This window comes from Halomicronema sp. CCY15110, assembly GCF_016888165.1.
Lineage (GTDB): Bacteria > Cyanobacteriota > Cyanobacteriia > Phormidesmidales > Phormidesmidaceae > Halomicronema.
Map to the genome: position 1 here is coordinate 50,617 of NZ_JACSWC010000437.1, position 21,769 is coordinate 72,385.

Here is a 21,769-nt window from a genome sequence, read left to right on the forward strand (position 1 = left end):
CTAAGGAATGCACTGCTTAGATTAATAACCTTCCGCTTCATGTTTACCAAGCAAGTTACCGATTCCAAAGCCTATCAGTGGTTTAACGAACGACTGGAAGTGCAGGCGCTCGCCGACGACATCTCCAGTAAATACGTGCCGCCCCATGTCAACATCTTCTATTGCCTGGGCGGTATTACCCTGACCTGCTTCATTATTCAGTTTGCCACCGGCTTTGCAATGACCTTTTATTACAAGCCTACGGTGACGGACGCCTTTGCGTCAGTTCAGTATCTAATGACTGACGTGAACTTTGGCTGGTTGATTCGCTCCATTCATCGCTGGTCGGCCAGCATGATGGTGCTGATGATGATTCTTCACGTTTTCCGGGTTTACTTGACCGGCGGTTTCAAAAAGCCCCGCGAGTTGACTTGGGTGACGGGTGTCGTATTGGCAGTCATTACCGTTACCTTCGGTGTGACCGGCTATTCTCTGCCTTGGGACCAAGTGGGCTACTGGGCGGTCAAAATTGTGTCCGGTGTGCCGGGGGCAATCCCCGTTGTGGGTTCCACTGTCGTTGAGTTGATGCGGGGTGGAGAGGCTGTTGGTCAGGCTACCCTGACTCGCTTTTACAGCTTGCATACCTTCGTACTGCCTTGGGCGATCGCTGTGTTCATGCTGCTGCACTTCCTGATGATTCGGAAGCAGGGCATCTCAGGGCCTCTCTAGGTGTTTGGCGCAATGGTTGCAATCTTGTTGAGAGCGAACCATTTGTAGCTTTACCATTCCTTAAACTGTAAGTCTCGAAGTCGAGTGACGAATTATGGCAACTATCAAGAAACCGGATCTGAGCGATCCTAAGCTGAGAGAAATGCTCAAGCAGGGCATGGGCCACAATTATTACGGCGAACCTGCTTGGCCGAACGATCTGCTTTACATCTTTCCCGTAGTGATTTTAGGCACTATCGCTTGCTGTGTCGGTTTGGCTGTTTTAGACCCCGCAATGGTGGGCGAGCCGGCTAATCCCTTTGCAACTCCTCTGGAAATTTTGCCTGAGTGGTATCTTTATCCCACTTTCCAGATTTTGCGCGTTGTCCCTAACAAGCTTTTGGGGATTGGGGCGATGACGGCCATTCCCTTGGGCTTGATGCTGGTGCCGTTCTTGGAGAACGTCAACAAGTTTCAGAATCCCTTCCGTCGTCCTGTAGCCACTACGGTCTTCCTATTTGGGACTGCCGTCACTCTGTGGCTGGGTATCGGGGCAACTTTCCCGATCGATGAGTCCTTGACTCTGGGCTTGTTCTAAACAAGCATCTATTTCATATAGAAGGTCGTCTGTGGTTTTGCCTCAGGCGACTTTTTACTGTTTAGGCAGTGCGATTCGGAATCATGGGTTCGCTGCATCTGCTGGCTTACATTTATAGGCTTGCTAGAGCGATGCAAAAATCTGCGTGTCTGGTCGTTGATAGTCGGTTAGAGACCCTAAATCATCTTCAGGCTTGGTTTGAGCGCTGGTACTACTCACTAGGGCCAGAATTTAGTTGGGTGCAAGGTAATATTGATCGCCTCAATATCGCCGTTGCCGAAGGATTCACCAACGCGGTGCGCCATGCCCATGCCCATTTGCCCCTTGAAACTCCGATCAAGATTGAGGTGCAGTTAGTGGGCGATCGCCTCAACATTCGCATTTGGGATTATGGTCAGCCCTTTGACCCCAATCAACTACAGGAACCGGAACCCGGTAGCCTGCTATGTCATGGCGGCTACGGCTGGTTTCTCCTGAGGCGGGCGGTTGATCGCGTCACGTATCGGCGGCAAGGCGAGCAAAACTGCCTCGAAATCACCCAATATCGGCATCAGTCTAGTCCTGTCAGATAACCCTACCCCAAAAGTGGGAATGCTTTGAGGGGTGGGCACCTAGTGGCGCTCCCTGACTAGGCATAAATCATGGATTAGCCCGCCTAAGGCATTACGGCGAACCCGGTGCATTGCTGCTCCTACTATGGATGGTTAGGGCGATCGCCGTTGCTGTCTCGTCTAAACTGGTGCTCCCAGACATTGCCTAACTTGGCATCGACCCCACCTATTTTGGCAACGGCCTCATCCTGCCTGTGGCGCTTACATTAATCGCTATTGAGACCCCGGTAACCCCACGCTATGAGTAAAACTGCACTGATTACTGGCTTCACCGGCCAAGACGGTTATTATCTGAGTCAACTGCTCTTACAAAAGGGCTATCAAGTCATTGGTCTGCTGCCACCTGATCGGCAAGATAGCGTCGTCAAACTCGACGAACTGGCGAATCAAGTTCAGGTGTATACGGTCGATTTACGAGATGCAGCGGCATTAGAGGCCGCCGTAGCGCAACTGCGCCCCCAAGAAATCTATAACCTTGCCGCCCCCAGTTTCGTGCCCGACTCTTGGCAAGATCCTCTCGGCACGCTGGACTTGGTGACGGGTACCGCCACCCGGTTGCTGGCCGCTGTAAGGAATACTGGACTAGCCACTCGGTTTTATCAAGCGAGCAGCTCCGAAATTTTTGGGGCCGTTCAAGAGGCACCGCAATCCGTCGCGACGCCTTTTCGACCGAAAAATCCCTATGGGGCAGCCAAGCTACACGCCCACTGGACGATGACCCACCATCGCGAACAGTACAACCTGTTTGCCTGTAGCGGTATTCTGTACAACCATGAGTCGCCGCGACGGCCGCCACAGTTTGTCACCCGTAAGGTGACGCTGGCCGCAGCGGGCATCAAGCTCGGACTCATGGATCGCCTCTCGATGGGCAACCTGGAAGCCAGACGCGATTGGGGCTTTGCCGGTGACTATGTAGAAGCCATGTGGCGGATGCTACAGGCCGATACCCCACGGGACTATGTCATTGGCACTGGCATCTTGCATTCGGTTCAAGATTTGGTCGATTTTGCATTTAGCAGCGTTGATTTAGATTGGCAGAAATATGTCGAAGTGAGTACAGATTTGCTCAGACGTGACGAGCACTTTCAACTGGTGGCTGACCCAACCAATGCCAAGCGTGATTTGCAGTGGTCACCCCAAGTGACATTTGAGCAACTGATTGAGCACATGGTACAGGCCGATTTGCAACGCTTGCAGTCGGGGCAGGTCGTGCTTTCTCACTAATCTTTACTGGGCCATGGGGAGGTCGTTTTGCACGGGCAAGATAGCAAAGTTGGGTTTGTCTTTTTAAGTGTCTTCTCGGTGGAGGGGGGCATTCAATCCTATGTGAAGGATATTTTGCGGGCATATGCCGCCTGCCCTGAAACCCCACCCGCCGATGTTTTTTTGCTCCGAGATCAGGCGTCTGATCCGAATCCTTTTGCCAATGAGCCTAAATTTACCTTCCACTACGCGGGGGCCGCTACGGGTAATTTAGGTCGGCTACTGTTGACCTGGCAGTTGGTGAAAAGTTTGTGGCGAGCCCCATATGCTCGCCTGATTGGCGGTCACGTTTTGCTGGGGCCGCTCTTGCAACCGTTGTGTCAGTGGTTTAACACCTCTCTCACGATGATGACCTACGGCAAAGAAGTCTGGGAACCGGTTGCCCCCCGCCAGCTGAAGGCCCTGCAACAAGCCCAAAGCATTTGGACCATCAGCCGCTATAGCCGCGATCTGGCTTGCGCGGCCAATGGTCTCGCGGCGGCGAAGTTTCACATGCTGCCGTGTGTCGTAAATGGGGAGGTATTTAGCCCCGGTTCGCCGCCACCGGAACTCGTTGAGCAATATGGCTTAGCTGGGAGTCGGGTGCTGATGACGGTGGCGCGGCTATGGTCAGGGGATATCTATAAGGGGGTAGATGTCACCATTCGGGCGTTGCCCAAAATTCTCAGCCAGTTTCCAGATGTAAAGTATTTGGTGGTGGGTCGCGGCGATGATCAGCCCCGGTTAGCCCAGTTGGCGCAGGACTTGGGAGTGGCTGAGCGGGTTGTATTTGCAGGGTTTGTGCCGGATGATTGGTTAGTGGCACATTACCGTTTGGCGGATGCCTATGTGATGCCGTCTCGGGAGGGGTTTGGCATCGTGTATTTAGAAGCGATGGCCTGTGGGGTGCCGACAGTGTCGGGAGATGATGATGGCTCGGCTGATCCGCTGCAAGATGGTCGGGTGGGCTGGCGAGTACCCTATCGTGATTCGGCAGCGGTTGCTGCCGCCTGTATTGAGCTGCTGCAAGGTGGAGATCAGCGGTGTGATGGTGGGTGGTTGCGGCAACAAACGCTGGAGCAGTTTAGCCCGGCTAGTTTGCAGCGATCGCTAGAGCAAGTTTTGACCAGCCCTTGAGAACCATGGCGCGTCGGTTCATCCTCACAGGTGTGGTTCGTCTGGATAGCGGCGATCCGATGGGCGGGCGATCGCCGCGTCGATTACAACTTTATTTGAATTAAGCCCAATTTATTCCGTTCTGACTGGGCACATTGTGAGAGCAAGGACCTGGCGGTTTTCCGTTTATGAAAGGGATCTCTCAGCAATCAGTGGAAAATAAGGTCGAGGGGCAATCGATGACTGCGATCGATAATGAACCCCTCTACAAAAAAATCGTGCGCGTGAAAACGCTGCACCAAAACTTGGCGGAGCAAGCCGCTCCTGTTTCTATTGATCATGCCCGGGAAGCGGCCAAGCTGTTTCGCCTGACGAAACAGATCCGCAATTCCCTAGACCTGGAGACGATTCTTCAAACGACTGTTGATGAAGTGCAGAAGCTGCTACACAATGACTGCTGCTATTTTTTATGGCGGTTAGAAAGCGGCGATCGCGACACTTTAGCCATCACCCATGAAGCCAAATCACCCAACTGCAAGAGTCGGTTGGGTGACTTACCGGATGACCATGCTGAGGGCTTGTCGGAGGCGATCATCCGGCGACAGATCGTCCGCATTGACGATCTCAATAACAGTTTTGAAACGTCCCCAGAGTTCTACGCTTTCTTCCAGCAGTTGAGTATTCAAGCGGCCTTGGTGCTACCGTTGGAAACCCACTCAGGTCAAACCGGAGCCTTATTTTGCGCTCAGTGTCACGGCGTCAGAATCTGGTCAGATACGGAAGTCGAACTGTTGCAAGCGCTGGCCGACCAAGTCGCTATTTCGATTGATCAAGCTGAATTATTAGCTCGCGCCCGCGCGACCGCCATGGCGGCGCAAACCCAAGCCCAACAGGTCTCAGAAGCCCTGCAAAAGTTGCAGCAAACCCAGGCTCAACTCGTCCAGCACGAAAAAATGTCGAGCCTGGGGCAACTGGTGGCGGGTGTGGCCCACGAAATCAATAATCCCATCAATTTTATTGATGGCAATATCGAACCCGCTACCGATTACATCAAAGACCTACTGGAGCTCATCGAGCTGTATCAGACCACCTATCCGGAGGCGAGCGAGCAAATTCGCCAAAAAGAAGCCGAGATTGACTTGGACTTTATGGTCGAAGATCTGCTCAAGGTGCTGTCGTCGATGAAGCTCGGCACCAGTCGGATCAAGCAGATCGTCTTATCACTGCGGAATTTTTCTCGCCTCGACGAAGCGGAGATTAAACCTGTCGATTTACATGAAGGGCTGGATAATACGCTGGTGATCCTCAAAAGTCGCTTACGAGGCGGCAATCACCAAGACTCGGTTCAGGTGACTCGCCAATATACTTCGTTGCCCTTGATTGAATGCCATGCCGGCCAAATCAATCAAGTGTTTATGAATATTTTGAGTAATGCGATCGATGCCTTGGAAACCACTGCCCACCCGCAAATCAAAATTGAGACGCGGCTGGTTGAGCAGTCTGAGGTCGATGCGCCTGGGGCCGACCAGCCCGAACTGCCTTATGTCGAAGTGCGGATTCGCGATAATGGCCCCGGCATGGATAAAGCGGTTAAGCGTAAGATCTTTGATCCGTTTTACACGACGAAACCAGTGGGTAAAGGCACTGGGCTGGGGATGTCGATCAGCTATCAAATTATCGTGGAAAAGCACCACGGCACGTTGCAATGTGTCTCTGAAGTGGGTGAAGGAGCAGAATTCATTGTGCGAATTCCGGTGCAGGTTACCGAATAATTGCCCACCAATTACCATCAATTACCGATCCAAGGGGTAAAGGCCATGTCTGCCACCACGTCATCGATGCTTACGATTCTGTCAATTGATGACAGCACGGTCATGCAGCAATTGATCAAGCAAACGCTGTCGGCAGAATATCGAGTGCTGCTGTGCAATAGTGCGATTCAAGCGTTGGCGCTGATTAATCAAGAACCGATCGCTGTTGTGCTGCTAGATGTCTCTATGCCAGAGATGGATGGGCTCGATTTTTGTCGCACTGTGCGGAGCATCCCCAAGTTTCAAGATTTGCCCATCGTCATGGTGACTGGGCGAGATGGCAATCTCGACAAGTTGCAGGGGCGACTAGCAGGGGCGACGGAATACCTGACCAAGCCCTTTGATACAGAACAGTTGAAGGTGATTTTGCGTAAACTTACGGCCGCCTGAGTCTGCCGCCCCAAGGCTCCGGTGGCGGCTTGCCGTTGAGAGTGATGAGGCGGGCGATGTTGTCGACTAGAAAGGGGCGATGGGGCTCTGCGGGCAAGAGTCTGGGGAATCCTGTCACGGGGATGGCGTCTATCAATGGCTGGGCGCGCGCGATCGCCATTGTTTCGCCCGGCTCCTTCATGCAGTTCTCTATCGGGACGGCGTTGAATGGGGGCAGGGTGATGGATAAAAACGTTCAGCCATTTTTTTCGACTCTTTGAACTATGCCGATGACAGCGGTTCTCTGCTGGATGAGGTGCGAATTGGGCGCTGAGACTTCCGAATCGCCAAGATTTCAAGGCTTTCACGGTACCTCATGACAACAGGAACTACTGTCGTCCCTCCAGATTGAAAAATGTTGTCTTTTAGGTCGATACGTAACAGTTTCGTGAGGGGTCAGACCCCCAGGGAATGCTACGTATAGCCCCCCAGGGCAATCTTGAGCCATCTGAGCTCTTCCCACAGCTTGCATAGCCAAGGTGGATGGTCGTTATCGAGCAGGGGGTGGGCCGAGGTCGCTGCCATTGTCCCGTTCGGCCTTAACGTTGTCCCAACATCTGTATGCCAGCCACATCGGTCACGCATTACAGGGAGCATTACCCCATGGCGAGTGAATTTCAAGTCAGTTTGATTAACCAAGGCGTTTCGATCTGGAATCAGTGGCGGACGGAAAATCCCGGCATTAAACCAGACTTGCAAGGCGCAGACTTGAGTCAACGAGATTTAAGTACTGGTGACTTCTCGGGCAGCAATTTTTATGAGGCGAATTTGCGCGACACCCACTTTTGTCACTGCAACTTCACCGGGGCCAGTCTGTACCGGACGGATATGTGCATGGCTAACTTGATGGGAGCCAACTTGAGCTATGCCGACTTCTATAAAACCAGTTTATACACAGCGAATTTGACTCAGGCTAATCTGCGATATGCCCATTTATATCGGGCCGATTTGCGCGAAGCGTTACTTCAAGAAACAGATTTGGCGGAGGCCAATCTTTATGAAGTGGATATGCGCGAGGCGATCATGCCAGCAGCGAGTTTGGTGCGCTCGACCTTTTATTACTCTAATCTCAGTCGAGCCGATCTCACCGGGGCAAATTTGAGTGTGGCAAGTTTGATGGGGGCGGTGATGGAAAATGCCCAAATGAGCCGAGCTAGTTGTGTGGGCACTAACCTGTATCGCGCTAAATTGAAGGCGGCAAATTTGGCGGAAGCGGATCTCCGCGAAGCGGTGTTACGGATGGCGGATCTGAGCTATGCCAATTTGGAAAATGCCAATTTATTTCGCGCCAATTTGGCCGAAGCTTGTTTGGATTATGCGCAATTGGGGGGCGCAAATTTCAAGAAAACGAACCTCTGGCATGTCAATTTAGGACATTTGATTTTGTCTGATCCAAGTCTTGGGCCAGCGTTTGCGTAGTCACTATCAGGGGAAAGTGCGATGGAGAGCCTGAGCCTCAAACGAATTGCGGGATTGATTACCGCGAATGTGGGACTGCGGATGCGGGACACGGATTTGCCGCATTTGGCGGAGGTGTTGCGGCAGCGGCTGAAGACTTGTGGCTGCCGAGATTTAGACGCTTACTATGAGTTGTTGGTGTGCGATCGCGCCAGTCCGGCTTGGCGATCGCAATCCATGGGTCTGGCGGACGCCTCAGGATTGCCGCCCTCGGAGTGGCATCATTTATTGACGCAACTCACGATCAACGAAAGCTATTTTTTTCGCGATCGCAATCAATTTCAGCTCATTGCCCAGCGGCTATTGCCTGAAATCATCGCTCGCAAACAGCAGCAACACCGGGCGGCGGCGGACAGGGGGCGACCCCGGCTGCGGATCTGGAGTGCGGGGTGCTCTACCGGTGAGGAGTTATATTCCATCGCGATCGCCCTGGCGGAACTGAACTTTGCCTGGTCGGAGTGGGATACTCTCCTCATCGGTACCGATATCAGCATGAAAGCGCTGACCACGGCCCAGCTAGGACTGTATGGAAATTGGTCGTTTCGGCAAACAGATCCCACCCTCCAGCAAAAGTATTTTCGCCCGCAGCGCCAACTGTTGCGCATCCGCGAAGATATTCATCAACGGGTGACCTTTCAATACAGCAACTTGGTGCAAGCGCACGATGCCTCGACAAGCACCCTGCTGCAAGAGATAGATCTCATTCTCTGCCGCAATGTCTTTATTTACTTCGATGACCAAGCGATCGCCCACACCTTGACCAAATTTCGTCATAGCCTGGCCTGCGAAGGCTACCTCATTACGGGCCATACGGAGCTGTATGGCCAAGATGTCGGTCAGTTTCAACTCCAGGTCTTTCCCGAATCTTTGGTTTATCAACGACCGCTGGCCGCGCCTTCTTCCGCGGCCTCCCCAGAGCAGCCGAAACCAGCAGCTCTAGGGGGCCAGCCAAGTCAGATGATGCGCCAACCGTCAGCCCGACCGCTGCCCCAGCGCAGTATCCCGAGTCCACCATTGCGCTCGCGATCGCAACTACAGTCGCCGCCAGCCAAGGGGCAGCCCATCCCCTCTGCTCGGTCAGCCATGGCGGCTGAGGCAATATCTGAGGCGGCGATCGCTACGGCCAAAACCAGTTTATTCAATAAAGCTTACGCCCAAGCCATCGTCCAGGCCCAGCAACTCTGCACTCAGGATCCCAACAATTTTGAAGCTCATGTCATCTTGGCGCGGGCCTATGCCAATACGGGCCAGCATCACCCAGCCAAAGACATTTGCAAACGCGCTCTGAGTCTGCAACCGCTGAATTTGGATTTACATTATCTGCTGGCTCAAATTGCGGAAGAAGAAGGTGATTTAGACCTTGCCAAAGAGCATTTGAGGCGCATTATTTATATTGACAACTATGAATTTCAGGCCTATCTAGATCTGGCTAGTCTCTACCAACAAGAAAGGCGCATTGACCAGGTAGTCAAAATGGAGCGGCTGGCTTTGAAGACCCTGAACTTGTTGCCAGAAAAGACCATCGTCAATCCCGAGACTGGGGCCACTGTGGCCGATTGGCGACAACATTTAGAAACCAAACTCGCGTTTAACTTGCCAACCTCAGCGTCTCCTCAGTCGCTGCCAAAGTGAATCAAGATTAAAAGATTTTATACAGCAGTCACGGCGGATAAAAGCGCGATCGCTGATCTAGTGGCAAAACTCGCTGCCCATTTACACCCCAAACTCAATAAGTAAAGTTGTTTGCGTAAAATTTGACTTTTGTGTTGATTATCAGCCTTGTTGCTTGGGCGGGGAATGATAGGCCTGCAAGTGGAGTTCACATTTAATCGACTTCTGGCTCCGAATAAATGCGATCGCATCCTTGCTCATTCCACTGAATTGTTTAGGCCGGTGGGCTTTATGGCATATCAACCCTACCTAATCTTTGGGTTAAACGGTGGTCGCTTTGGCCTTGCAGCGGCAGTCGTGCAGGAACTGTTTCTATTACCGGCGCTAACGCCAATCGCGGAAGCAACTGCCGAAATGGTTGGCATCCTCAACTTGCGGGGCCACATCATTCCGGTGATTGACCTCAGACAGCGACTCGGTCGATCGCGCCAGCCTTATACGCTCAAACATTCTGTCATCTTAATTAGGCTACATGAGCGATCGGTCGGCGTCATTGTCGATGAGGTCGATAACGTCGAATTTATTGCCGAGTCAGAACTCGCGACCGATGTGGAGAGTCACCTCACCACCGATGCCGAGCATGCTGTCACGGCAGGGTTGGCCAAGCATGACTCACAATTAATTACCCTGCTCAATCCAGAAGCGCTCATGCAGGGGGCATCTACTCGCGCTGGGCTAGCCCAGGCGGAGCCAGTAGCCACAAGTACAGAGGGCAACGAGTTCTTGGCTCCGTTTTCCGCTGCGGATCAAGTCGTGCTGACAAAACGCGCTGACGCCCTGATGACTCAAAGTGAAAATGAGAGTTGGGTGGGTCAGACGGCCCTCGCCGTCGTCGGTCTGCAAGGCGAGCGGTTTGCCCTGAACCTGGAAGTCATTCAAGAATTTACGCAAATCTCCCAGGTGACCCCAGTGCCCTGCTGTCCGCCCCACATCGTCGGCAATATGAACCTGCGGGGCGAGATTTTGACCCTGATTGATATTCGTCAGTTCGTCAATTTGGACACGGCTAGCACTAGCCAGCAGCAGGCCGTCATTGTCCGGGTTGATGACATTATGGCGGGCATTATTGTGGATGCGGTGTTCGATGTGCTGTATGTGCACCCCGGCGATGTAACAGCGATGCCGACGGCGATTCATGCTATGGACAACGCTTATATTCGCGGCGTTGTGCGCGACGCCGGCCAAACCATGAGCGTTTTAGATCTGCCCCAACTCCTCACGCACGGTGAGTTGGTGGTTGACCAAGCCGCTTAGTCCTCAGGTGCCGCTGTTGGCAGCGGGTGCTCCAGTTGCCAACAGCGGCACTCCACCTGTCTGCCTGACCGGGATGGCCCGCCATCCCCCCGCCACAATTTCCTGGTTTGAGTTACTGAGTCCCTATCCTTTAAGGAGAACCGTCATGACAGTTAGCACCCAAAAAATTTGGAAACTCCGGCATTGGATCATTCTGGGATACTCGGTGCCCATCGTGGCTTTAGTCATCTCTGCCGCCGTGACCGTGGCCAATGTCCGGCAAGTCAAACTCAGCTCGGTAGCATTGCATGATTCTTGGGAGGTCAATGATAACCTTGGCGAACTGGACTCTAGCATTCAAGCCATGTCGCGCGCGACGCGCGGTTATCTGCTCGAAAAAAGCCCCGTATCAATAAGTACCTATAACGCGGCCAAAGAGAATTTCATCCAGGTATCTGAAGAAACAGAAGGGTGGATTAAACATGAGCAGCAACTGCAAAATCTGATGGATTTGCAGGTTCACACGGCGGATTTGATTGCCCTGAATGACAATTTAATTGCATTAGTGGATGCGGGCCAGCCGGAACAAGCCGTCAATACTTGGAAAACCGACTCTGGTCGTGACTTGGCGGAGTCGATTGCGGTGCTGCTAGAGGATATGGAAACTTTAGAGCATGAAATCATGGCTGAGGACGAAGCCGCTCAAACGGCAGCCTTGGCGCGGCTACAAATGACGCTTTTGCTCGCAGCTAGTATCTCGGTGGTGGTGTCGGCGCTGCTGGGCACTTGGATTGTGTTGAAGGCGTCGCGCTTGATGAATCAGTCGGCGGGGGTGATCGCGAGTTCGGCCAATGAGATTGCCGCCAGCATTGAGCAGCAAGAGCGCACGAGCAGTCAGCAAGCGGCGTCGGTCAGCGAAACCACGACCACCATGGATGAATTGGGCGCGTCGTCGCGCCAGTCGGCAGAACAGGCCGAAGCCGCCGCTGCGGGCGCTCAACAGGCTTTGCAACTGGCGGAAGAAGGCACCCGGGCCGTCGAACGGAGTATGGCGGGTATGGGCACTCTGCGGGAAAAAGTCGAGGCGATCGCCGACCAAATCCTGCGCCTGAGTGAGCAAACCAATCAGATTGGTGGCATTTCTGGCCTGGTGAGCGACCTGGCTAACCAAACCAACATGCTGGCCTTAAATGCAGCGGTGGAGGCCGTGCGGGCGGGCGAACATGGCAAGGGCTTTGCTGTGGTCTCAGGTGAAATTCGTAAACTGGCGGATCAGAGTAAAAAATCGGCGGAAAAAATCAATGCTCTGGTGGCCGACATTCAAACCGCGATTAACTCCACCGTCATGGTGACGGATGAAGGCACCAAAACTGTAGAAGAAGGGGTCAAAATTTCGGAAGAAACGGCGGCGGCTTTTGGCGGTGTGGCTGATGCGGTGAATAACGTGGTGCTCAATAGCCAGCAAATTTCGCTGAATGTGAAGCAACAGGCGGTCGCCATTGAACAGGTGGTGAGCGCGATGAATAACTTGAATAAAGGGGCTCAGGAGACCGCCAGCGGCATTACCCAGATTCGCACTGGCACCCATCAGCTCAACGAATCAGCGATGCAGCTCAAGGTCGCGATCTAGTCACGCCCACGGGGTTGACTGGTCTCAATCAGGGATTTGTACTTGTGCCCATATTGCGAACTAGAGAAGGGACTGGCCATGAGGATTGAAGATGAAGAACTGCGAGGCATTTACAAAACCTCCTGTGAAGAACGGTTGCAGGCACTCGACGCGGGCCTGCTGCACCTAGAACAGCAGCCGAATGACAGCGACATGCTGGATAGCCTGATGCGCGAGGCCCATTCGCTCAAGGGTGACAGCAATATGCTTGAGCAACCGGCGATTGGCCAAGTGGCCCACTATCTCGAAACGATTTTGGGGCGGGTGCAGCGAGGCGAGCAAGCCTTTTCGGCAGAGCTGGGCGATCGCCTCGCCCAGGGGCTGGCGGCGATGCGCCAAATGATTCACCATGCAGTGACGGGCGATCTGTGTGATGTGACTGCAGAGAGGGCGATCGCCGCCATGGACGGACTCCCCCGCCCGGCAGCAGCGGCGGAGTCCGAGTCTGAGCCCACCGGGGTCGAATTCTTTGGCGACCCCCCGGCGAGTGACGCTCCGATTGAGGAGACTCCCACTAATCCTCAGGATGCCGCCGCCGACACCGACACCGACTTGCTCATCGCCGATGCCGAAATGCGAACCATCTTCAAAACCAGTAGCGAAGAACGGCTACAGGCTTTAGATACCGGCCTCTTGCAGTTAGAACAGCAACCGAATGACACGGTCACCCTCGACTTGCTCATGCGAGAAGCCCATTCGCTCAAGGGCGACAGCAATATGCTGGGCCTCAAAGATTTGGGCACCCTCGCCCATCAGTTAGAGCATTTACTCGGGGCCATGCAGCGGCATGAAGAACGGTTTTCGCCGGATATGGGCGATCGCCTCGCCCACGGTCTAGACGCGATGCGCCAACTGGCGCACCAGGCGGTGACCGGGATCCCGGCAAAGGTCAATGTGTTTTACGTGTTGGCCGAGCTTATGGGGGCCAGTGTGCCCGCCACTGCCCCACCCGCCGCCGAGCCCACGGGCGATAACCCAGCGCTGCCGCTGGCCTCTGCCCCTAAAACGGCGGATACCGCTCCGTTAGCGGCCCCGACCGAGCCAGCCGCCCCGGTGCCCACCAATGGCAAAGCGACCACCCACATCAAGGGGGCAGCCCCGAGCAACCTCGCCACCGCCGCCGAAAATTCGACTGGGGCGGCGCAGCCAGCGGCCTACCGCATTGAGACCATTCGGGTGCCGACCCACAACCTCGATGCCCTGATGACCCAAGCGGGTGAACTCACTGTCACCAAAATTCGCGTCACCCACCGCCTGGGCGAAATCGAAGAAATCAGTAATCTTTGGGAGGATTGGAGTCGGGATCTTTTTTCCCACCGCTTTTTGCTCCATGAGGTCCAGCAGGGGCATAAGGGCATTCCGCAATTAGAAACCTGGCAACATCGCAACGAGCAATATCTGGAGCAACTCGGCACCCTGGTCAATCGACTGCGGGGCGCGCTGTACGAAGACACCACCCGCCTGGAAATGATTAGTGGTGAGCTGGAAGAAGGCATTCGGACATTGCGCCTGTTGCCCCTCTCGACCATTTTTAATCTGTATCCTCGCTTGGTGCGTGACCTGGCCCGGCAAGAGCATAAGTCCGTCCAGCTAGCGATCGCTGGGGCCGATACCCGCGCCGATAAGCGCATCCTCGAAGCCATGAAGGATCCGTTGCTGCACATGATTCGCAATGCGATCGACCACGGTATCGAGTCGCCGGAAGAGCGGGTACGCCAAGGTAAACCAGAAACCGCCACCATCACCCTACGCGGCTACCAAACGCCTACTAGCATCATGATTGAGGTGAGTGATGATGGCCGGGGACTCAATGTGGAGGCGGTTAAACAAACGGCGCTACGACGGGGGATCTGTCGCCCGGAAGAGTTGGAATCGATGACGCCGGGACAGATTCAAAATTTAATTTTGAGTCCGGGCTTTTCGACCCGCACCATGGTAACGGAAATTTCGGGTCGCGGGGTCGGACTCGACGTGCTGCGAACCAATGTGGAACAACTCAAGGGGAGTATCGAGGTCGGTTCAGAACCGGGGCAAGGCTGCACCATTCGAGTGCAACTGGGCACGACCCTGGCCACGGCCCACGTGCTCATCGTGGCGGTGAGCCACAACACCTATGCAATTCCCGTTGAGTTTGTGCAAACGGCCTGTCTGGTCAAGCCGGACGACATGTTCACGATCGAAGGGCGCAACACGATCATTCACGACGATCGCCCCGTTTCGGTGGTGTGGTTGTCAGACCTGCTAGAACTACCGCCCAGCCATGTTGCTTCCACCAGTCGGCCATCGCCGTCGCTGGCTTGCATTATTTTGCGATCGGGGCCAGACAGCCTGGGCATTTTTGTCGATGCCCTGGTCGATGAACAGGATGTTGTCCTGAAGTCCCAAAGCCAGTTATTAAAGCGGGTGCGCAATATTTCGGGGGCGACGATTCTCGGGACGGGGGAGGTCTGCATGGTGCTCAATCCCCAAGATTTGATGCAATCGGTGCGGCGGCAGAGTAACCGCCCTGCCCTGACCACCGCGACTACCCCTCCGCTGCAAGCCCCCCAGCGTCCAGCCAGCATTTTGCTGGTAGAAGATTCGATCGCGACACGCACGCAAGAAAAACGCATTCTGGAAGCGGCGGGCTACCAAGTGGTGACCGCAGTGGATGGGATGGAGGGCTTTAAAAAACTGCAATTACAGGCGTTCGACGCCGTGGTTTCGGATGTGCAAATGCCGAATTTAGATGGCTTAGGGCTGACCGAGCGCATTCGCCAGCACCGCGAATATAATGAATTGCCCGTGGTGTTGGTGACAACTTTAGCGAGCGATCGCGATCGCCAGCGGGGCGCAGAGGCGGGGGCTAATGCCTACATCACCAAAGGCAGTTTCAACCAAGAAATCCTCCTCGAAACCTTACAGAGGCTGCTCTAAATGGCATCTCGCCCAATTCGGCTGTTATTGGTGGAAGACTCGCCAGTGGCGCTGGCGATCTTGCAGCGACTATTGCGCGATCATCCCGCGATCGAAATTGTCGGCATTGCGGCCAACGGCGTCGAGGCGCTAGAGCTGATTCCCAAAGTCGATCCGCAGATTATCTGTACCGACCTGCACATGCCCAAAATGGACGGGCTCACCCTCACTCGCGAGGTGATGGCCCGCTTTCCGCGCCCGATTTTAGTCGTGAGTGCGTCAGTGCAAGACGAAGATACGCAAAACGTATTCCGCCTGCTGGAAGCGGGAGCCCTCGACATTTTGCCAAAACCGCGCACCGGGCTCGCCGCCGCCTACGAAAAAAACCAGCAGGAACTCATCAATAAAATCCGGGTACTATCTGGAGTCTCGGTGTTTACGCAACATCGACGCGAAGCCCGGCCTACCCCGCTGCCGACCCAGCCACTGCCCTCAGTAACGGCTACTCGCCAGCTCGATATTCGCGCGCCTCGGGTGCTGGCTATTGGAGCTTCGACTGGCGGGCCGCAAGCGTTGCAGACCATTCTCCAAGCCCTGCCCAAACAGTTTCCGGTGCCAATTTTGTGCGTGCAGCATATTAGCAGTGGCTTTTTGCAGGGCCTGATTGATTGGCTCAATGTCAAATGTGCCTTGCAGATCAAAATTGCGGTCGCCGGAGAAATGCCCACCGCTGGCACAGTCTACTTTCCCCCCGAACGGCATCACATGCAGATTGACCGTCACGGTCGGTTTGAACTCACACAATCGCCTCCGGTGGCAGGGCATTGTCCGTCGGTGACGGTGCTGCTGGAGGCGGTGGCGGCTTACTATCGCCGCTCTGCCGTCGGCATTGTGCTAACGGGCATGGGCCGAGACGGGGCTGAGGGCTTGCAGGCGATCGCCCTCGCGGGGGGCACCACCATCGCCCAGGATGAAGCCACTTGTGTGGTGTTTGGCATGCCGAAGGAAGCGATCGCCCTCAACGCGGCGCAGCACATTTTGCCGATTGAGGCCATCGCCCCTTTTCTCGTGGATCGCGTGTTTGCGTCTGCCCTCCAAAATCGTTGACCCCCTAAACTGACGAGGTTCAGCCGCGATCAACGCTCCGTGCTGCGATCGCCCCTGGCTGGGAGCGATCGCAGCACGGAGCTTGCAACCCTTAACCGCACGCTACAGCGCCTGCGCCTTCTCTAAAATTTCGGCTCGCTGTTCTTCAGGGTTCTGGGGACGATAAGTCAGATTTGACACCACAAAGAATGCCACCAGCCCAACAATGGGACTAATTAGCGTGGGAAAGCCATCGAGGTCGATCGTGAACAAGCTATTGGGGATATACAAGAGCGTATTGTCCACGCCAAACATCGTCGGCATGAAAATAAAGAACGCAAAGCGCGTCAGCGACCCAATGATGATGCAAGCTAAAGCGCCTTGTCGGGTAGCCCGAGGCCAATAAAGCCCACCAATGAGCGGCACCACCAACCCCGCAAAACTCATATCAAACGCCAGCAGTAACAACACCCCCGTCTGAGGTACTCGCAAACCCAAAAAGACACCCAATATGGTGATCACGATGGCCATTAATCGAGTGATGAGCAACAGGCGATCGCCCCCAGCAGCACCATGCCCCGTCGCATGGCGAATGCCCATCACGTTATGCGCCAACACCGAGGATGTGCCCAAAATAGCGCCGTCAGCCGTGGACAAAGACGCCGACAAAATGGCGGCTAATACCAGCAACCCCAGCGCTGGCGGAATCACATTTTCGAGTAACGCAAAGAGCACTGGCCCGTCGGCAGTAACCCCCGTTTGCGCAAAAATGCCGCCTGCTCCTAGGGCAATGATGGAAAACGGAATCCCGATCACCAATGTGCCAGCAGATGCCACAAAGCAAGCCTTTTGGGCGGTTTTAGGACTCTCAGCGGCAAAAATGCGCGCCATGAAATCGATCGCCACCATGTTGCCAAAGCCTAGGGCAATGATGCTGGCCCAGTTAATCGCGGCACCCGACCCGACAGACGTTAGTTGCTCGAAGCCGAAAGGCCCCATGCCCGGTGCCACCTCAATGCCAAAATTAAATATGACGTAGAGCAACAGCCCCCAAGCACCCAGTAAGGCAATAAAGACTTGAATAAAGTCGGTATATGCCACCGCAAACAGACCGCCAGAGACGGTGTAGGCAAATACTAAAACTGCCAGTAGGGTGATGCCGCCGAAGTAGCTCAGCCCCAGAAAGTTTTCAAACATAAAGCCGCCAGCGACTAAATTTCCCGCGAGCAAAAACGAAAAGCTGACGGTCATAATGCAAGAGGCGAGCAACTCAACGGCTCGCCCATACTTCACGCGATAAAAGTCTGGGATGGTGATGAGGCCCATCCGATTCATCGGTTTTGCTAAAAATAATCCGGTCAGTAACAGGCATAAAGACAAGCCAACCGGCAAGGCGGCCCCGGCCCAAAATCCAAATTCAGAAGAGAGATCAGTGTTGCCTAATGTGGCATTGGAATCGACTGATTGGGCCATCAAAGTCGCCCCTGCCAAAGGGAGTGCCAGCCCCCGACCAGCCACCAGAAAATTGACGCTATCACCTTTGATTTGTTTGGATGCCCAAACCCCAATTCCTAATGTACCCAAGAGGAATACAATGATTCCCCACGAAAATGCAGTATTTTCCACGCTCTCAATCTCCTAGAGGTAATGCCATAAATGAGAAGCCTTGAAGAAATTGAGCATTTAAATACAACAAAGCCCGGGAACAGAACATTTAATCAACCTGTGGCTGATCCATTCCTCCCGGGCTTTTATCCCTCCGTGAATTAGGCTTCAATGACGAGAGCCTAACTGCATCTCTTGGACCAGACACTTGTCAAATCAGCCAAGCCGGAACCCTAGATACTAAGTTGTTCAATTTTGTTGTGCGCTAAAATGCTTCAGCGTAGAAAATTAAAACACCTAACTTCGCCAGGCGGAATTAGACATTAATGCTTTCCCAAGCAAGTTATATTTCAAGCTCAATATGCAGTTTTTAGCAGCTAATCAATTGAGGGTTAGTAGTTACTGATACCCTTAATTATGAAATGTTGGGATTGCATAACATTTGGCTTGATGATGCCGCCAATAGCCCCCCGGTTTGTTCATGTCTACGCACAAGAAGTGGGCGGCCTCAGCCGAGGCAATGTTGTCGGCGCTTCAATTGTGGTGAGTGCGGTTTTCGTAATTATTGGTTCCATAGGGCCAGAGAAACCAGACCAAAGGCTAATAAAATGCTGCCCGACAGGCGATTGAGCCAGCGCAGACCCTTGGCGGTAAACCGGGCGCGGAATAAACTGACTGCCCCACTTAAGCAAAACCACCATAGGGCGGAACCGATAAATACGCCCAAGACTAAAATGCCCGAGTCGGCAAAACTCTGGGCTGAATCGACGATGCCGAGTCCGGTGAAGATCGCGGCAAAGGAAAAGATGGTGGCAGGATTCGTCAGGGTTAGAGCCAGGGTTGAACTGTAGGCAGTGAAGAGCGATCGCGGCATTGATGCGGTTTCACCAGCCGGTAAGTCCGCCGCCGATCTGGTGGCGGGCTCCGTCGGTGGCTGCGACAAAAATGTGGTGAGGCCCAAATAACAGAGAAACAGCCCCCCCACAATACGGAGCCACATTGATTGATGGGTGAGGAAATCGGCGATCGCGGTCAGCCCAAACCCCGCAATACAGCCGTATAAACCATCGGCGGTAGCCGCCCCCAAGCCGGAGACCAACCCGACCCATTGCCCCATCACCAACGTCCGCCGAATACAGAGGATGCCAATTGGCCCGACGGGAGCTGCGATCGAGAGGCCGAGGAGGAGGCCGGTGGAGAAGGTGGAGAGCATGGGGGTGGCAGGGTGACAGGGTGTGAGGGTGAAAGGGTGTGAGGGTGAAAGGGTGTGAGGGTGGAGGGGTGTCCGTAGGGGCGAGGCATTCTCGCAGTTAACTGTATTGAAGTCTCCGAATTTTGAAAGTCGAGAATGCCTCGCCCCGGCCCGTTTCACAAACCAGCGCCGATCGCCGTAAAGCATCGATGTAGCGGCGGTAGGGACCGCGATCGCCTCTTTGACAGTGGAGAGAGCGATAGTGGTGCGGGTTTGGGCTACGCCAGCCATCTCTTTGAGCTGAGCGGTTATGAGGTGCTCTAGGCCACGGGGGCCGCGACACCGCACTTTCAGTTTGCTTAGCCTACTAGAACAGAGATTCACTTTGGAATACGAGGAGGCTCACTGTGCGGTTGAGTTGGCAAGCGGCGGCGATGAACTGTCTTATAGTGCGACGATCGCGTTTTTTCTCGAAAAGTTAAGATGCGGCGAGGTTGGTGCCAAAATCGCGATCGCCTGTCTCACAATGAATTTCGGTGCCTTAACGTTTTGCAAGATTTTGTTGCACCGTGCAGGCAGTGTTCTAGGAGCTATTTGATAAGTCCCCATGCCCTACTACTGGTTCAAAGCGTTTCACATTATCGGCGTTGTCGTTTGGTTCGCGGGGTTGTTTTACCTCGTGCGTCTGTTTATCTATCACGTCGAAGCGGAGGCCGAACCCGAACCCGCCGCGACCATTCTCAAAAACCAGTACTCCATCATGGAAAAGCGGCTGTATCGCATCATCACCACGCCAGGGATGATTGTGACCGTGGCCATGGCGATCGGGTTGCTATGGACGAATCCCGAATGGCTGAAGCAAGGCTGGATGCACGCCAAGCTAGGCTTTGTGGCGCTGCTGCTGTTTTATCACCATTACTGCGCCCGGATCATGAAGCAGCTTTGGCGGGGCGAGTGCAAGTGGGGTAGTAAGCAACTGCGAGCGCTGAATGAGGCTCCTACGCTGTTGCTAGTCGTCATCGTCATGCTGGTCATTTTTAAAAATCAGTTGCCCACTGACGCGACCACCTGGCTCATTGCCGGACTGGTGCTCTTTATGGCGGTGACGATTCAGCTGTATGCCCGCAAGCGCCGCCTGGATCAAGAACGCGAACTCGCCGCAGCTACAGCCCCGGTGGAAGCCTCGGAGCAGACCCCGGAACCCGCCCAAGGCTAATTCCCATTACCGTTTCCCGAATCGGCAGTGCCGTTTCTAAAAAACTGCTGTAACCTTTAGCCGAATAGGCTATCCGCGAACTGACGGGATGGGTGCTGAACAGTCAGATACTGCTGCAAAGGTGACGGACATGAAATGGGTGAATACTGGCCTGATGATGAGTGGCTTGGTGGCAATGACGATGTCAGTAGGCGCGATCGCTGCCACACAGACTAAAGCGATCGCATTACCGCGATCGCTGGCAGCAACCGACACCGTCCATGCTCCCACAGTCGCCACTGCGGCACCGACTGTCATCAGCCAGGGCAGCGTCGCCGTTGACTATCGCGTCCCGGCCTTACAAAGAGACTTCACCGGCAGCTTGTGGATTAGTACCTGGCGCGGCCAAATCGCCCGCATTAATCCCGAAACGGGGGTGGTGCAAGCGCAAATCACCATGCCCGATCGCACGACTAGCGCGCTGGCCCAAGACCGCGTCGGCCGCATTTGGGTGGGCACCTCTTCCGGTTTAGTGCGAGTCGATCCGCGCAGCAATCAAGTCACTGCTAGCAACTTTGCCCTGCCCTCTAGTCGGGTGCTGTCGCTGCTGATCGACACGCGCGGCTTTTTGTGGGTGGGTACCGATCAAGGATTAGCGATGGTCAGCCCCGACCAGGGGTTGCTGATGACGACCCTGCGCGGCCTGTCTGGTGTCAGTGCCAACGTGATGGAACTCGATAATAATGGGCACCTGTGGGTGGGCACGCTGAACGGCCTGACCCAAGTGAATACCGCCAGCGGGGCCGAAATGCGCGTGGTGCGCAACATTCCTGGCGACATCGTGCAAGCGCTGACCCGCGACGCTCAGGGCAATCTCTGGGTGGGGACGCCAGCCGGGTTGTTTGTGGTCACTCCGGACAACGGTCAACTCGTGCGGCGTGTCGGGGCCATGGTTGGGCAAAACGTGCTTTCCCTCGCCATGGACGCCAATCAAGCCATGTGGGTCGGCACCGAATCGGGCCTCGTCACCCTCAACCCCTACAACGGCGAAATTTTTGGCGAAGTGTTGGGCCTACCCGGTCGCCAAACCCTGGCAATTTCGCCGGAGACAGGCAACAAAGTGTGGGTGGGCACCCGCGAAGGCTTGGGCTGGGTGAGCACGAGCACGGGCCGAGGGGTGCCGCATATTGGCTATTCCAATCCGGGTGCCCTGTAGGGCAAAAAACCAAGCTGGCGCGGCGGTGATTTACCGTAGGGATACGCGGACAGGT

General features: G+C 54.6%; 17 protein-coding genes and 1 riboswitch. Of the genes, 15 read left to right on the forward strand and 2 right to left on the reverse strand.

What is annotated here, in order from left to right; translation table 11 throughout:
• Nucleotides 1-39: 39 nt before the first annotated feature.
• The 13 genes from petB (at nucleotide 40) to cheB (ending at nucleotide 16,527) form a co-directional block, all read left to right on the forward strand.
• A complete protein-coding gene (gene petB, locus JUK32_RS26435; protein WP_204141873.1) occupies nucleotides 40-708 on the forward strand; it encodes a cytochrome b6 in 669 nt (222 codons plus the stop codon).
• 94 nt (nucleotides 709-802) lie between these two features.
• Complete coding sequence (gene petD / locus JUK32_RS26440; RefSeq protein ID WP_204141874.1) at nucleotides 803-1,285, forward strand: cytochrome b6-f complex subunit IV; 483 nt, start codon at nucleotides 803-805, stop codon at nucleotides 1,283-1,285.
• A gap of 131 nt (nucleotides 1,286-1,416) precedes the next feature.
• The gene (locus JUK32_RS26445; RefSeq protein ID WP_204141875.1) at nucleotides 1,417-1,857 is read left to right on the forward strand and encodes an anti-sigma regulatory factor; all 441 of its coding nucleotides are present in this window, start codon (nucleotides 1,417-1,419) and stop codon (nucleotides 1,855-1,857) included.
• Between the two features lie 279 nt (nucleotides 1,858-2,136).
• On the forward strand, nucleotides 2,137-3,120 hold the full coding sequence (locus JUK32_RS26450) for a GDP-mannose 4,6-dehydratase (RefSeq protein ID WP_204141876.1): 984 nt from the start codon (nucleotides 2,137-2,139) through the stop codon (nucleotides 3,118-3,120).
• A gap of 27 nt (nucleotides 3,121-3,147) precedes the next feature.
• Nucleotides 3,148-4,275, forward strand: coding sequence for a glycosyltransferase family 4 protein (locus JUK32_RS26455; RefSeq protein WP_204141877.1), 1,128 nt, complete (start codon nucleotides 3,148-3,150; stop codon nucleotides 4,273-4,275).
• A gap of 167 nt (nucleotides 4,276-4,442) precedes the next feature.
• Nucleotides 4,443-6,026, forward strand: a complete 1,584-nt coding sequence (locus tag JUK32_RS26460; protein WP_204141878.1) for a sensor histidine kinase — start codon at nucleotides 4,443-4,445, stop codon at nucleotides 6,024-6,026.
• 45 nt (nucleotides 6,027-6,071) lie between these two features.
• Nucleotides 6,072-6,455: a response regulator gene (locus JUK32_RS26465; protein ID WP_204141879.1), complete on the forward strand. Its 384-nt coding sequence runs from the start codon at nucleotides 6,072-6,074 to the stop codon at nucleotides 6,453-6,455.
• A 642-nt stretch (nucleotides 6,456-7,097) separates the two neighbouring features.
• Nucleotides 7,098-7,913: a pentapeptide repeat-containing protein gene (locus tag JUK32_RS26470; RefSeq protein WP_204141880.1), complete on the forward strand. Its 816-nt coding sequence runs from the start codon at nucleotides 7,098-7,100 to the stop codon at nucleotides 7,911-7,913.
• A 21-nt stretch (nucleotides 7,914-7,934) separates the two neighbouring features.
• Nucleotides 7,935-9,584, forward strand: a complete 1,650-nt coding sequence (locus JUK32_RS26475) for a protein-glutamate O-methyltransferase CheR (protein WP_204141881.1) — start codon at nucleotides 7,935-7,937, stop codon at nucleotides 9,582-9,584.
• A 270-nt stretch (nucleotides 9,585-9,854) separates the two neighbouring features.
• The gene (locus tag JUK32_RS26480; RefSeq protein ID WP_204141882.1) at nucleotides 9,855-10,877 is read left to right on the forward strand and encodes a chemotaxis protein CheW; all 1,023 of its coding nucleotides are present in this window, start codon (nucleotides 9,855-9,857) and stop codon (nucleotides 10,875-10,877) included.
• Nucleotides 10,861-12,486, forward strand: coding sequence for a methyl-accepting chemotaxis protein (locus tag JUK32_RS26485; protein ID WP_239113139.1), 1,626 nt, complete (start codon nucleotides 10,861-10,863; stop codon nucleotides 12,484-12,486). The genes JUK32_RS26480 and JUK32_RS26485 overlap by 17 nt, the downstream gene beginning before the upstream one ends.
• A 78-nt stretch (nucleotides 12,487-12,564) precedes the next feature.
• Nucleotides 12,565-15,441, forward strand: coding sequence for a hybrid sensor histidine kinase/response regulator (locus tag JUK32_RS26490; protein ID WP_204141883.1), 2,877 nt, complete (start codon nucleotides 12,565-12,567; stop codon nucleotides 15,439-15,441).
• On the forward strand, nucleotides 15,442-16,527 hold the full coding sequence (gene cheB / locus JUK32_RS26495) for a chemotaxis-specific protein-glutamate methyltransferase CheB (protein ID WP_204141884.1): 1,086 nt from the start codon (nucleotides 15,442-15,444) through the stop codon (nucleotides 16,525-16,527).
• A 102-nt stretch (nucleotides 16,528-16,629) separates the two neighbouring features.
• Here cheB and JUK32_RS26500 read toward each other — a convergent pair whose 3' ends face one another.
• Together JUK32_RS26500 and JUK32_RS26505 are read right to left on the reverse strand one after the other, a co-directional pair.
• A complete protein-coding gene (locus JUK32_RS26500; RefSeq protein WP_204141885.1) occupies nucleotides 16,630-18,132 on the reverse strand; it encodes a sodium:solute symporter family protein in 1,503 nt (500 codons plus the stop codon).
• Between the two features lie 112 nt (nucleotides 18,133-18,244).
• Nucleotides 18,245-18,359: riboswitch (guanidine-I (ykkC/yxkD leader) on the reverse strand.
• A 314-nt stretch (nucleotides 18,360-18,673) separates the two neighbouring features.
• The gene (locus JUK32_RS26505) at nucleotides 18,674-19,594 is read right to left on the reverse strand and encodes a LysE/ArgO family amino acid transporter (protein ID WP_239113141.1); all 921 of its coding nucleotides are present in this window, start codon (nucleotides 19,592-19,594) and stop codon (nucleotides 18,674-18,676) included.
• A 316-nt stretch (nucleotides 19,595-19,910) separates the two neighbouring features.
• On the opposite strand from JUK32_RS26505, the gene hemJ reads away from it, so the two are divergent.
• Nucleotides 19,911-20,519, forward strand: a complete 609-nt coding sequence (hemJ, locus tag JUK32_RS26510) for a protoporphyrinogen oxidase HemJ (RefSeq protein ID WP_204141886.1) — start codon at nucleotides 19,911-19,913, stop codon at nucleotides 20,517-20,519.
• Between the two features lie 88 nt (nucleotides 20,520-20,607).
• Nucleotides 20,608-21,714, forward strand: coding sequence for a two-component regulator propeller domain-containing protein (locus tag JUK32_RS26515; protein ID WP_239113142.1), 1,107 nt, complete (start codon nucleotides 20,608-20,610; stop codon nucleotides 21,712-21,714).
• The last annotated feature ends 55 nt before the right edge of the window (nucleotides 21,715-21,769 follow it).

Excerpts from the sequence above, each read along its gene's own strand:
- petB (WP_204141873.1), top strand. The coding sequence starts at position 40 with ATGTTTACCAAGCAAGTTACCGATTCCAAAGCCTATCAGTGGTTTAAC.
- petD (WP_204141874.1), top strand. The coding sequence starts at position 803 with ATGGCAACTATCAAGAAACCGGATCTGAGCGATCCTAAGCTGAGAGAA.
- JUK32_RS26445 (WP_204141875.1), top strand. The coding sequence starts at position 1,417 with ATGCAAAAATCTGCGTGTCTGGTCGTTGATAGTCGGTTAGAGACCCTA.
- JUK32_RS26450 (WP_204141876.1), top strand. The coding sequence starts at position 2,137 with ATGAGTAAAACTGCACTGATTACTGGCTTCACCGGCCAAGACGGTTAT.
- JUK32_RS26460 (WP_204141878.1), top strand. The coding sequence starts at position 4,443 with ATGAAAGGGATCTCTCAGCAATCAGTGGAAAATAAGGTCGAGGGGCAA.
- JUK32_RS26465 (WP_204141879.1), top strand. The coding sequence starts at position 6,072 with ATGTCTGCCACCACGTCATCGATGCTTACGATTCTGTCAATTGATGAC.
- JUK32_RS26470 (WP_204141880.1), top strand. The coding sequence starts at position 7,098 with ATGGCGAGTGAATTTCAAGTCAGTTTGATTAACCAAGGCGTTTCGATC.
- JUK32_RS26475 (WP_204141881.1), top strand. The coding sequence starts at position 7,935 with ATGGAGAGCCTGAGCCTCAAACGAATTGCGGGATTGATTACCGCGAAT.
- JUK32_RS26480 (WP_204141882.1), top strand. The coding sequence starts at position 9,855 with ATGGCATATCAACCCTACCTAATCTTTGGGTTAAACGGTGGTCGCTTT.
- JUK32_RS26490 (WP_204141883.1), top strand. The coding sequence starts at position 12,565 with ATGAGGATTGAAGATGAAGAACTGCGAGGCATTTACAAAACCTCCTGT.
- cheB (WP_204141884.1), top strand. The coding sequence starts at position 15,442 with ATGGCATCTCGCCCAATTCGGCTGTTATTGGTGGAAGACTCGCCAGTG.
- JUK32_RS26505 (WP_239113141.1), bottom strand. The coding sequence starts at position 19,594 with ATGGCTGGCGTAGCCCAAACCCGCACCACTATCGCTCTCTCCACTGTC.
- hemJ (WP_204141886.1), top strand. The coding sequence starts at position 19,911 with ATGCCCTACTACTGGTTCAAAGCGTTTCACATTATCGGCGTTGTCGTT.
- JUK32_RS26515 (WP_239113142.1), top strand. The coding sequence starts at position 20,608 with ATGGGTGCTGAACAGTCAGATACTGCTGCAAAGGTGACGGACATGAAA.